General features: G+C 42.6%; 5 protein-coding genes and 1 pseudogene. 4 read left to right on the top strand and 2 right to left on the bottom strand.

Translation table 11 applies throughout. From position 1 onward, the window contains the following. Positions 1–407 precede the first annotated feature (407 nt). From B9G53_RS13200 to B9G53_RS13190, 3 genes are all read left to right on the top strand, one after another. Positions 408–2,543, top strand: a complete 2,136-nt coding sequence (locus B9G53_RS13200; protein ID WP_094533029.1) for an HAD-IIB family hydrolase — start codon at positions 408–410, stop codon at positions 2,541–2,543. 58 nt (positions 2,544–2,601) lie between these two features. Beyond that, the gene (locus B9G53_RS13195) at positions 2,602–3,447 is read left to right on the top strand and encodes an HAD-IIB family hydrolase (protein ID WP_094533027.1); all 846 of its coding nucleotides are present in this window, start codon (positions 2,602–2,604) and stop codon (positions 3,445–3,447) included. Between the two features lie 191 nt (positions 3,448–3,638). Further along, complete coding sequence (locus B9G53_RS13190; RefSeq protein WP_094533025.1) at positions 3,639–5,591, top strand: alpha-amylase family glycosyl hydrolase; 1,953 nt, start codon at positions 3,639–3,641, stop codon at positions 5,589–5,591. Between the two features lie 208 nt (positions 5,592–5,799). Here the strand turns inward: B9G53_RS13190 and gcvP are convergent, their stop codons facing one another. Further along, complete coding sequence (gcvP, locus tag B9G53_RS13185) at positions 5,800–8,817, bottom strand: aminomethyl-transferring glycine dehydrogenase (RefSeq protein ID WP_094533023.1); 3,018 nt, start codon at positions 8,815–8,817, stop codon at positions 5,800–5,802. 217 nt (positions 8,818–9,034) lie between these two features. Beyond that, positions 9,035–9,172, bottom strand: a pseudogene (locus B9G53_RS28505) (IS30 family transposase); the annotation flags it as partial. Between the two features lie 404 nt (positions 9,173–9,576). Between B9G53_RS28505 and B9G53_RS13180 the strand changes: the two are divergent. After that, positions 9,577–13,797, top strand: a complete 4,221-nt coding sequence (locus tag B9G53_RS13180; RefSeq protein WP_094533021.1) for a DEAD/DEAH box helicase — start codon at positions 9,577–9,579, stop codon at positions 13,795–13,797. The last annotated feature ends 178 nt before the right edge of the window (positions 13,798–13,975 follow it).

Genomic DNA, 13,975 nt, shown 5'->3' with positions numbered 1-13,975 from the left:
TTAGGAGATATCACTAATCAGCTAGAGCAGTTTTTTGAATCCAGTCAATTTCTCTCAAAAATACAATTACGAAAAACACTGGATTTTATCTTTTCATTAATTCACTGATCTTATAGCGGGAAGGGAGTAATTTAAATTTACTCATTCATTAGGAAGATATTTGAGAAGTTTTTTAGGATCTCCAAATATTCTCAGATAGATATTCTAAACTAGAAGCGCGGAGATAATATCTCATATCTTTATAGCTATAGTCAGTAATGTTAAGACAAAAACAAAACCCAGTCGATAGTTGCGGCGCTTCGCGCCGCAACTATCGAGATGACTTGAGTTGCTATAGTTTACTTCTATAAAGTGTTATTTGGAGAATTGTTCAAATCTGTTGTATTTTAACCTTAGATTAACCAGTTATGTCCAACAAGAATCGCACACCATTATATATTCTGCTTATCAGCATTCATGGATTGATCAGAGGTCATAATCTAGAATTGGGGCGAGACGCAGATACTGGAGGTCAAACCAAATATGTTGTGGAATTGGCTAAAGCTATTGCCAAACAGTCGAATGTAGAACGTGTTGATTTGGTTACCAGACTGATTATTGATGATGCTGTAGATGCTGACTATGGCTTAGAGACCGAAGCTTTAGCCGAAAATGCTCAGATCGTGCGGATTGAAGCAGGACCTGAAGGCTATATTCCTAAAGAAGAATTATGGAGTCATCTGGATGGCTTTACCGATCGCCTGTTTGCTTGGTTGCTTGAGCAGCCGCGTTTGCCTAATGTAATCCATACTCACTATGCCGATGCAGGATATGTGGGTGTGCGACTTTCCCATTTAACAGGTTTACCCCTAATCCATACGGGACATTCCTTAGGACGAGATAAGTTGCGAAGATTGCTGGGATCAGGAATACCCCTAGAACAGATCGAAGAACGCTATCATATGCTCCAGAGGGTCAGTGCTGAAGAAGATACCCTCAGTAATGCAGACTTGGTGATTACTAGCACGCGCAATGAAATTGAAGATCAATATGAACTTTACGACTATTACACGCCCGAAAAAATGGCGATCATCCCCCCAGGGACAGATTTAGATCAGTTTCATCCCCTGACTGATGATCAGGAAGAGATCGCTTTTCAAGAGGTGCTAGCCAAGTTTCTCAATAATCCTGAAAAGCCAATTATTCTGGCTCTTTCTCGTCCTGATCAGCGCAAAAACATCGTTACACTTTTAGAAGCCTATGGTCAATCGCCTCGTCTCCAAGAATTAGCTAATCTGGTAATTGTGGCGGGTAATCGACAGGATATTCGAGAGCTAAATGAGGGGGCGCAAAATGTTTTGACAGAGTTATTACTGGTAATGGATTGCTATGATCTTTATGGTCGAGTAGCTCTACCGAAGCACCATAGTTCTGGAGAAGTTGCCGATATTTATCGATTAGCAGCTAAGTCCAAGGGTGTTTTTGTCAATCCTGCTCTCACTGAGCCTTTTGGATTAACACTATTGGAGGCGGCGGCAAGTGGATTGCCCTTGGTTGCCACGGAAAATGGGGGGCCAGTGGATATTATTGGTAATTGTCAGAATGGATTATTAGTTGATCCTTTGAATGAGAAGGCGATCGCTGAGGCTTTATTGCAGATTCTCGAAGATGCAGATCTCTGGCAGCAATTTTCCGAAAATGGGTTAAAAAATGTTGCCAAATTCTATTCATGGGAGGCTCATGCTCAAACCTATTTGCAAAAAATTCAGCCTCTCGTATTGCAACAGGAACCTTTACCAAAGCCAACATTCTCACCAAAAGCAGGTCAGTACCGCAAGCGGGCGATTTTCACAGCGATCGACAATACCTTGTTGGGGGATGCGGAAGCATTGACGCAATTTATTCAACTAGTTCGCCAACAACATCGAAGATTTCTGTTTGGCATCGCCACAGGTCGGCGTTTAGATTCAGTTCTCAAGATTTTAAAAACCTATGGAATTCCCACCCCCGATGTTCTAATTACCAGTTTAGGTACAGAGATTTACTATCCTCCTCGATATACTGCGGATATTGCTTGGAATTACCATATCGATCACTGGTGGACACCGCAGGTATTACGGCGCATTATCGATCCGTTACCAGGGATCACCCTCCAACCAAAAAATCAGCAAAGTCGGTTTAAGGTTTCCTATTACTACGATGCCAATATTGCCCCGTCAATGGAGGAGATTTTGACCCTATTGCGTCAACAGGAATTGTCTGTGAATACAACCCTCTCCTTTGGTCAATATCTGGACTTTGTACCTGCAAGAGCCTCTAAGGGGCTTGCCCTGCGCTATGTCGCTAGACAATGGAACATTCCTCTAGAGCAGGTTTTGGTGAATGGTGGATCAGGCGGCGATGAAGATATGCTGCGTGGCAATACTTTGGGCGTAGTCGTTGATAATCGTCACCGTGAAGAGCTATTGAATTTGAGTGATAGCGATCGCGTTTATTTTGCGGATAGCGCTCATGCTGGGGGCATTTTAGAGGCGATCGCCCATTATGACTTCTTTAATTTATAGAGAGTTTCCCCTCTTTGGGCGGGGAAACTTTCCTCACTAACTAATACAATTGTGACCTATGCAGAAATTATTGATTTGTACTGACCTTGATCGCACCTTAATACCAAATGGAAAGCAACCAGAATCCCCTGAAGCACGAACCATATTTACCCATTTAGTCAGTCGCCCCGAAGTCTGCTTGGTATATGTAAGCGGTAGAAATCTCTCCTTAGTTCAAGAAGCGATTCAAGAGTATGATCTACCTACACCCAATTGGGTGGTTGGCGATGTGGGTAGCACGATTTATCAATTTGAAGGTGATCGCTGGAAATCTTGGCAAAACTGGACACAGCAGATTGCAGGGGATTGGCGAGGTTTAAACGCTGTGGATCTAGAGCCATGGTTTAGCGATTTAGCGGAAATATCGCATTTAGTTTTGCAAGAACCCGATCAACAGAGCCGTTTTAAACTTAGTTATTATCTGCCCTTAGATATCGAAAAAGATGCTTTGCAGCAGTACATCAGCGATCGCCTTGAAGAACAAAATATTGCTGCAAGTTTGATCTATAGTGTTGATGAAGCTAAGGGAATTGGACTACTAGATATCTTGCCAGCCCATGCCACCAAACTCCATGCAGTGGAATTTCTGATGGATCAATTGGATTTTGATCACAGTAATACAGTTTTTGCAGGTGACAGTGGTAACGATCTACCATTACTGATTAGTCCTGTGCCTTCGATTTTGGTCGCCAATGCCCATGTCGATATAATTACTCAATCTCAACAACAAGCAAAGGAACAAGGGAATATACACAATTTGTATTTAGCTCATGGCGGTTTTTTGGACATGAATGGGAACTATAGTGCAGGAATTTTGGAAGGAATTGTCCATTATTATCCAGACGCACAAAAATGGATAGAATAGATCAGTATAAAATCCTCATCTCTACTGTGTATACACAAGTTTCTATGTCTACGTTTTAGGGTGTAGATCCCCCCCAGCCCCCCTTATAAAGGGGGGGGATTTTCTTCTTCCCCCTTTATAAGGGGGATTGAGGGGGATCTTTAGTAACAAACAACGAAATAATTTAGACAAACATATTCTAGAAAAACTTCATGTACGAACAAATTTCTCATTCCCTTTTAAATTCTATTCTTGATGATTTAAAGCCCGAAATTCGCCGTCAAGACTTGCGACATTTTTATACAAGGCTGGGAGCTAATTTTTATGCAATCCATTCGCTGTTTTATACGCTGTACGGACATCGTAATGATTTTAAGTTGCAAATGTTGCGTCTAGTGGAAACAATGGCAAAGGGATATATCGATCGCTCTGCGGAATTGGAGCGTTTGGATATTTTGCGCGAACAGGATCACAACTGGTTTTTGTCTCAAAAGTGGGTGGGGATGGCGCTTTATTCCAATGGATTTGCTGATAATCTAAAGGATCTTGCTAGCAAATCCAGCTATTTTCAAGAATTAGGTATCAATTTGGTGCATATTATGCCAATTTTGCAATGTCCTGAAGGTAAAAGCGATGGAGGCTATGCTATCAGTGATTTTCGGCAAATTGATGAACGTGTTGGCGATCTAGAAGATATTCGCTACATTGCCGCAGACTTCCGCAAACGCGATATTTTATTGGTTCTCGATATTGTTCTCAATCATACTTCTGATGAACATGAATGGGCTAAGAAAGCGATTAAGGGCGATCGCCGCTTTCAGGACTATTACTATATTTTTGAAGATCGAGAAGTCCCTGATATGTTTGAGCAGAGTATGCCAGAGATATTTCCTGAAACTTCTCCAGGAAATTTCACTTGGAATCCTGAAATGCAGAAATGGGTAATGACAGTTTTCCATGATTATCAATGGGATTTGAACTACAGCAACCCTAATGTATTTATTGAGATGCTGGACATTATTCTGTTTTGGGCAAATCAAGGTGTGGATATTTTGCGTCTTGATGCGGTGGCTTTTTTGTGGAAGAAGATTGGCACTTCTTGTCAAAATGAACGCAAAGCGCATTTGATTTTGCAGCTAATGAAGGACTGTTGCCAAGTAACTGCTCCAGGAGTGCTATTTATTGCCGAAGCGATCGTTGCGCCTGTGGAAGTAATTAAGTATTTTGGAGAAGATGCGATCGTTGCTAAAGAATGTGAAATTGCCTATAACGCTACTTTAATGGCTCTGCTCTGGGATAGCGTGGCAACTAAAAACACGAAACTCCTCAGCCAAGGGATCAAAAGCTTGCCCAATAAACTGGAACGGGCGACTTGGCTAAATTATGTCCGCTGTCACGATGACATTGGTTTTGGTTTTGACGACAACGATATTCGCTTAGCGGGTTACGAACCCTATTCTCACAGACGCTTTTTAATTGATTACTTTAGCGGCAAGTTTGATGGCTTGGCTAGGGGGTTAGAATTCATGCATAATGAAGCTACAGGAGATGGACGCATCTGTGGGTCTTTGGCTTCTCTAGTTGGTCTAGAATCGGCTCTGGATTCGGAAGACAAAAACTTGATTTCTGCTGCTATTAATAGAATTCTCTTACTGCATGGAATTATTCTATCCTTTGGTGGAATTCCTTTGATTTATAACGGTGATGCGATCGGTGTACTCAATGATTACAGCTTTAGCGAAGATCCTAGCAAAAGCAATGATAATCGTTGGGTTCATCGTCCAAAAATTGATTGGGAAAAAGCCGAACTACGCAAAAAACAAGGCACTGAACAATATGCGATCTTCACTGCCATGAAAAAGATGATTTCTATTCGCAAAGAGATCTCGGCGTTTGCCGATTTTAATAATCGTGAATTGCTCCAATTAGACAATGAACATTTGCTCGGTTTTATTCGGTTCGATCATCAGCGCCCATCCGAGAAAGTGTTAGTACTTGCCAATTTTGACGTAAATCCGCAATATTTAGACTTGTCAGCATTAATTAATAAGGGTTTTAGTGCTTATAGCCAATTTATCGATTTATATACTGGTAAAAAGCCATCTCAACATGATGAACGCATTGTTCTTCATGGTTACCAGTTCTGTTGGTTGACAGAAACATAACACCGAAACCAGTGCGATCGCCACCTCTAAAAAACACTCAACCAGCGATCGCCCCTCTAAAAAATCGATGGGATGCGTCTTAACTTTACGTGCACTCATGGTCGTTCAGTGTGAGGCAAGAGATATTATGGTCAACGTCCTAAACCTAAAGGAAAAATAGTCACCTTGATTGGGGCAATGTGTATGAATGGTGTAATCTGATTCCTAATTATTTTTCTCTTCCTTTGAGAGCGGAATGTGGGTCATAAGCTTCTATCGGTAAACAAGAACAAACAAAGTTGCGATCGCCAAAAGCATTATCGATGCGTCCTACACTTGTCCAGAACTTATGCTCCTTCAGCCAAGGGGCAGGATAGGCGGCTTGATGACGAGTATAGGCATGATCCCATTCATCGGCTAGTAGAGTCTCAGCAGTATGGGGAGCATTTTTTAGCGGATTATCCAGCTTATCCATTGCCCCAGAGGCGATCGCATTTACTTCTTGCTTAATTGAGATCATTGCATCACAGAAGCGATCAAGTTCTGACTTCGATTCGCTCTCGGTTGGCTCGATCATCATCGTTCCCGCTACTGGCCATGACATCGTTGGCGCATGAAATCCATAATCCATCAAGCGCTTCGCCACATCATCCACTTCAATACCTGCGATTGCTTTGCAATCATGTAAATCGATAATACATTCATGGGCAACTAAGCCATTTTTGCCCGTGTAGAGAATTGGATAATGTGGTGCAAGACGTTGAGCCATATAGTTGGCGTTCAAGATAGCAACTTCCGTGGCAAGTTTTAGCCCTTTCGCTCCCATCAGCGCAATATAGACCCAAGAAATCGTGAGAATACTAGCACTTCCCCAAGGAGCAGCCGAAATTGTGGTATGTTCAGGCTCTCCATTAAAAGGATGTTTAGGTAAAAAGGGAACTAGCTGCGGTGCGACACAAATTGGGCCCATGCCAGGTCCACCACCACCATGGGGAATACAGAAAGTTTTATGCAGATTCAGATGACAAACATCTGCACCGATGTCCCCTGGGCGGCAGAGTCCAACTTGGGCATTCATATTTGCACCATCCATATACACCTGTCCACCGTAATAGTGAATGATGTCACAAATATCCTTAATTAATTCTTCAAATACTCCATGCGTCGAAGGATAGGTGACCATCAGTGCAGCAAGTTCATGCTGATGCTTTTCAGCTTTTGACTTGAGGTCATTTACATCAATATTTCCCTCATTGTCGCAATTTACAGTAACAACTTTCATCCCAGCCATGACTGCACTAGCGGGATTTGTCCCATGTGCTGAAGTGGGAATTAGACAAATATGACGATTAGTTTGACCACGATGTTGATGATATTCTCGAATCGTTAATAACCCTGCATATTCTCCTTGAGAACCTGCATTGGGCTGAAGCGATACACCCGCAAAACCTGTGATTTCGGCAAGCCAAGCTTCCAATTGTTGAAACAGAATTTGATAGCCTTGCGTTTGTTCTAATGGCACAAAGGGATGAATATTCCCAAACTCCGCCCATGTGACAGGAAGCATTTCTGAAGTAGCATTTAACTTCATGGTGCAAGAGCCAAGGGGAATCATCGATGTAGTCAGCGATAAATCTTTAGATTGGAGGCGATAGATATAGCGTAATAATTCTGATTCGGAATGGTAGGAGTTAAATACTGGATGGGTGAGATAGGGGGAATTACGAATTAGGGAATTAGGAATTACGAATTGAGAATCAGAAGCTCGTAATTCGTAATTCGTAACTCCTAATTTATCTTCAGAAAATATGGCAATTAAATCAAGTAAATCCTGTTTAGAGACGGTTTCATCGAGGCTAATAGCGATCGCGCCATCGATTAAGTAACGCAAGTTGATCTGTTTAGCGGCGGCTCTAGTTTTAATTTTCTCACTAGAGATTCCCTTTAACTCAACGCGAATCGTATCGAAATAGTTTTGATGGGAAACCGTGTGTCCCAGAATTTCCAAAGATTTTGCAAGGGTTGCCGTCAAGAGATTTACGCGCTTAGCAATGCGTTTTAAGCCTTCAGCACCGTGATAGACCGCATACATACTCGCCATGATTGCGAGCAAAACTTGAGCCGTACAAATGTTACTGGTTGCCTTGTCGCGGCGGATATGCTGCTCACGGGTTTGTAATGCCAAACGTAGAGCAGGACGACCATGTACATCCTTAGAAACACCAATCATCCGCCCCGGCATTTGGCGTTTATAAGCTTCTTTGGTTGCCATATAAGCGGCATGTGGCCCCCCATAACCAAAGGGAACTCCAAATCTTTGGGCGCTACCGATCGCAATATCCGCACCAAATTCAGCAGGTGATTTAATCAATGTGAGTGCCAACAAATCGGCGGCGACGATCGCTAAACCACCTTGGGCATGAATTTGAGCAATTACATCGGTGTAATCATAAATTGCACCATCGCTAGCAGGATATTGCAACAACGCGCCAAAGTAATTTTTGTCAAATTCAAATTCGTCATGTTTAGCAATTACCACTTCAAGCCCTAAAGGAATCGCACGGGTTTTGACAACTGCGATCGTCTGTGGATGACAATCACTGGATACAAAGAACTTGTTCCCCTTGTTCTTGGCAAGTCCTGCTGCCATTGTCATCGCTTCGGCAGCAGCCGTTCCTTCATCTAAAAGAGATGCATTGGCAATCTCTAAACCCGTTAAATCAATAATCATGGTTTGGAAATTGAGCAAGGCTTCCAACCGTCCTTGGGCTATTTCGGCTTGGTAGGGAGTGTACTGTGTATACCAACCTGGATTTTCTAAAATATTACGTTGAATAATCGGGGGAGTGATGCAGTTGTAATAGCCTGTACCAATGTACGATCGCCAAACTTGGTTTTTGGAGGCGATCGCCTTTAACTCCTGCAACAATTCATATTCCCCGCGTGCTTCGCCTAACTGCAAGGGTTGCTTAATTCTGATTGCCTCAGGCACAGTCTTTTCGATCATGTCCTCTAGAGAGTCACAACCAATAGCAATGAGCATTTGCTGAATTTCTGACGAACTAGCACCAATGTGACGGCTCACAAAACTATCGGTTGGCGCAAATTCTGCATCACTAAGGGTCGCGCTTAGGTAGTCTTGATCTGGATGAGCTAGAGAAAAAGCTGGAACCTTCAATGATGGTATTTCGGTGGTTTCGGCAATGGTCGCATCTTGGTTTGTCACGGCTAGAGAAGGTTCCAACATAGAGGTTATTGTGTAGAGTCAACCCCTATGCTATTACAAATTCATTACAAAGTGTTAAGGATAAAGGAGATTTGTTAATTAAATGGTCAGGATGGCGTTGCATATACATTCATAATAAAACGTTCGTCAATGCAATTATGAAATGCAATTGGTTCGGTTAGTCTTAAAAAGGTAAGGATGGGCGGCGCTAAGCGCCGCCCATCCTTACCTTTTTATTAGGATAGAATTCTCTAATCAATCCATTTGTATGTTCATTCAATCCACGCTCCCATGAATGATATGGATTAGCAAAGAAAGTGCCTAGTTACAGGCTTTTAGATAGCTTCTCATGTCCACAAAATCCTCCTCCATTATCAAATATCATCGTCTTGCAGAAGGTTGGTTATATAGACTCAATACCCATGCTACGAAGAATAAAGGTGCATTTTGATCTGTCAATATCCTATTGACAGAGGGTTTGGAGACCAAACCACTACCTCTATTTTCCCGTTATACCAATTCCTGAAAGTGTGGTCACACTTTCAGGAATTAAAAATCAAACCCAGTAAGGGTTTTAAAAACACAAAATGGCTACGCCATCTTGTGTTTTGGTATTACATCAGTCAATAGGTTGAGCGAAAATTGCTATAAATCTATATTGAAAACCAGATTTTTGCTAAGATTAGTAATTGGCAACAAATACAATACAAATTTTGGGTTTATTTTGTTGCCACAGATCGCAAATTCTTCTAATCATCTAGTCACAATACAAACCCTGATATGTCTGATTCTCAAGTTGATTCTGCGAAGCTTTATGAAGCCCTGACAGCTAGTTACAGCAAATTATTGCCACTAGAGAAACAGATGATCCAAGTATTTGCGATCGCTTATGAGCCAATTAATCGCAGCGTATATTTTGATTGTCTACTTCAGCTTGGACTCAAAGACAAAGATAATAAGCACTTTACGGGGATTAGTTTAAAGACATATACTGATCGATTTTTAAAATTAAACTTACTTACTCAAGATCGTTCTCAAGGTCTACAATGCCATACTTCTTTGATCGATATTGCCGCGCGTGATGCCGTGAAATCAGGACAATTTGAGAAGATTGTTACTGTGATCGAGTTGCAAATTCCTGTACCATCTTACGGTAGAACTGATTCACGGACTTTCAGGAGTGAATCGCAATTTATCCGTGAAGTCAGGATTGGTATTTACCGCCAAGATATTAAGTTTGTCACTAAGCAGTTTGAAGACTTCTATCGCTATGGCTATTCCCAACAAAAAATAACCTTAGATGCAATTTTGTATCAAGTCTGTAGCAACCCCTTCGATCCTGAATGGTTCCAGACCTTACAACTAGAATTCTATGAAATCGCTTTAGCAACAATTTTAACCAATGGAATGCTAAAGTTGAAGCCAACTGAAGCAGCTTTGACACTTCTACACAAGGAATTTCAAGAAAAAGGCGATCGCTGTACCGATCAGTTACTACTAGTTTTGATCGAGCAGAGTCTATTACGTGCTGATTTGCAAACTGTCCAAGAAGCTTACAATCGACTATCGATTGCCTATAAAGATGCTGGGGATGCTCTATTAGCTTGGTTGTATTTTCTGAAAGGCGATCGCGAATTCGCGATCGCCCAGTTTCGCCAATCCCTAAAGATGATCAGAAAAGCTACAGGTAAGCGTCAAGTTTACTTTAGTGGTGAACCTGGGCTATTTTTTATATTAGCGCTAATTCAGGAAGGCACTGCTGAAAGTATGCGCGAAGCCGAAGGCTATACGGCGATCATGGTAAAGCAGACAAATCATTGGCTACAGGTTTCTTATAGCAGATTGCAAAAGGTTTTGAAGTTCCAATTGGGAGATATCCCACAAAAGGATTTGCTCAGCAGTGAATATATCCACAATCACACAGAGAGTCATTGCCTTGAAGCACTAATAAGTGCACTCTGTCTCTATTGGGCAAATCCTGAAAAAGCTAGAATCGAATTACCTAGAATTCTCGAACCATTACTTAAACAATCGGTAAATGCTGGATATCATTGGATATCGATGGAAGCAGCAGAATTATTGGGAGAACTTGCGCCTAACTCTATTCATCAAAAACATGCTCACAAATTGCGCCAAAGCAACCAAATTCCCACTATTGTCAATCTGATCCGTCCTCAAGAAACTTGGGAACTAAGTCTGAATGCATTGCTAAATCTTAGCAAATCGCCACAGGAACAGTCAAAATCAGCTAGTAATTCACCCCAACGTTTGGTTTGGTTTATTACTTTTAATAAGGGAATCTGTACGATCCAGCCGCGAGAGCAGAAAGTTAATGCTAAAGGTGTGTGGAGTGCAGGGCGTAACATTGCAGTCAAGCGATTGAAGGAGTCGGTGCATGAGTTTCCCTATATGACTCCACAGGATATTCTGGTATGTTCCCATGTGCAAGTCTATTCCTATCATGGCTATTATGGGCAGAGTCAGTATGAATTTGATGAAGATACGATCTGCGCCTTAGTTGGACATCCCTTGGTATTCTGGGAAGATTCGCCGACTACTCGTGTTGATATTGTCAAAGGGGAACCAGAACTACTCGTCAAAGCAAGTAAAGGCGATCGCTTAGTTTTAGAATTCTCACCACAATTAAAAGATGGACAAAACTTTGTCGTTACGAAAGAAAGCCCCACGCGCCTGAAGGTGACACAGGTAAATGAATCCCATCGCCGCATCACCGAAATTATTGGCAGAAAAAATCGCCTCGAAATTCCCGTAGCAGCTAAAGAGAAAGTGCTTGCAGCAATTCATGGCATCTCTTCGATTGTGACTGTGCATTCGGACATTGGTGGTGGTGTCAGCGATGCCGAAGAAGTGCCATCGGATAGCAAACCCCATGTGCATATTTTACCTGCGGGAAGTGGGCTGAAGGTTGCCGTGTTAGCGCGTCCCTTTGCCAATGCGGGAGCCTACTATCGTCCAGGGACAGGCGGGGCGACGGTGCTGGCGGAAATAGATGGTAAGCGCTTGCAAGCAACCCGTAATCTAAAAGAAGAGAAAAAACTGGCTAGTGAGGCGATCGCTGCTTGTCTAACCCTCGGTAATTATGAAGAGCATGAGAGCGAATGGACTATTGACGATCCCGAATTTTGTTTGGAATTATTAATGGAACTACAAGCATTAGGCGATCGCATTGTCTTGGAATGGCCAGAAGGCGAGAAGATGAAAATTAGCCACCGTGCTGGTTTTGGTGATTTCAGGATGTCGATCAATCAAAGCCGTGATTGGTTTGCTGCTGAAGGCGAATTACGCCTAGGTGATGACAAAGTGCTAGATATGCAGCGCTTATTAGAATTACTTGATAAAACTCCTAGTCGTTTTATTCCCCTTGGTGATGGGCAGTTTATTGCTCTAACGCAACAGTTTCGCAATCGTCTAGATGAGTTCCGTCGCCTATCGGAAAAACATGGCAAAGGCACAAGATTTCATCCCTTAGCTGCTTTAGCTCTAGAGGATTTTGTCGATGAAATCGACGATCTCAAAGCCGATAAACATTGGAAAGCGCATGTCAAGAGAATTAAGGAAATGCGAAATTTTGTGCCGCAACTTCCCTCTACATTGCAAGCAGATCTCCGTGATTATCAGATTGAGGGATTTGAATGGTTGGCACGTCTTGCCCATTGGGGAGTCGGTGCTTGCTTGGCCGATGACATGGGCTTGGGCAAAACCTTGCAGTCTTTAGCTTTGATTTTGACCCGTGCCACTCAAGGCTCTACCCTAATCGTTGCGCCAACTTCAGTCTGTATGAACTGGATCAGTGAAGCCGCAAAATTTGCGCCAACGCTGAATGTAATTGTGTTTGGGACAGGCGATCGCCAAAAGGTTCTCGACAATCTCCAACCCTTTGATATGGTGATTTGTAGCTATGGATTACTTCAGCAAGAAGAAGTTGGAGAAATGCTAGCCAAAGTGCAATGGCAAACGGTTGTGCTGGATGAAGCGCAAGCCATTAAGAACACAGCGACTAAGCGATCTCAAGCGGCGATGAATCTCCAAAGTGGATTCAAACTGATCACGACTGGCACACCAATTGAGAACCATCTCGGAGAACTATGGAATCTATTTCGCTTTATTAATCCCGGGCTATTGGGTTCCCTCGATAGTTTCAATACGAATTATGCTAACCCGATCGAGCGATCGCAGGATCGAGAAGCCCGCAATCAACTCAAAAAATTAATCCAGCCCTTTATTCTCCGCCGCACCAAAAACCAAGTACTACAAGAGTTGCCATCGCGCACTGAAGTCACGCTACAAGTGGAACTCACCAAAGAAGAACTTGCTTTTTATGAAGCATTACGTCGTGAGGCGATCGCCAAATTAACCAGTACTGAGGCAAATGCAGGACAGAAGCATCTGCAAGTTCTCGCAGAAATCATGAAATTGCGCCGCGCCTGCTGCAATACCAAGTTGGTTAGACCTGATATTCCTTTACCTAGTTCTAAACTTCAGCTTTTCGGCGAAGTGGTCAGCGAGTTGTTGGACAACAAACACAAGGCGCTAGTATTTAGCCAATTTGTCGATCATCTACATATCATTCGCGATTATCTAGATTCGCAAAAGATCAGCTATCAATATCTCGATGGCAGTACTCCCGCTAAAGACCGCAAAAAGCGCGTGGAGGCTTTCCAAGCGGGTGAAGGTGATGTCTTCCTGATCAGTCTCAAGGCTGGCGGTACGGGTTTAAATCTCACGGCTGCTGATTATGTAATCCACATGGACCCTTGGTGGAATCCTGCGGTGGAGGATCAAGCTAGCGATCGCGCTCATCGCATCGGTCAAAAGCGCCCCGTCACGATTTATCGCCTTGTGGCTAAGGGAACGATCGAAGAGAAGATTGTTGATCTGCACACTCATAAGCGGGATCTGGCGGATAGCTTGCTGGAAGGCACGGATATGAGTGGTAAGGTGACGACTGATGCGTTGCTGCAATTGATTAATGAGATTTAGATAGGAGAAGATGTGATCGTATCTTCTTCTAATTACGGCAATAGCTCTAAGTAGTCGATACCTTCAGCCTACATTCCGCTCGTAATGGAAGGGTAAAATAATTACCGAAAATCAAAATCATCGAAAATCAAAAAAGAGGAGGTAAATATTAATACAGAGATGAAAGTATCGAATCTAG

Source organism: Pseudanabaena sp. SR411 (assembly GCF_002251945.1).
GTDB lineage: Bacteria > Cyanobacteriota > Cyanobacteriia > Pseudanabaenales > Pseudanabaenaceae > Pseudanabaena.
The sequence above is the reverse complement of the archived record's forward strand: the minus strand, read 5'-3'. Positions and strand labels throughout refer to the sequence as shown.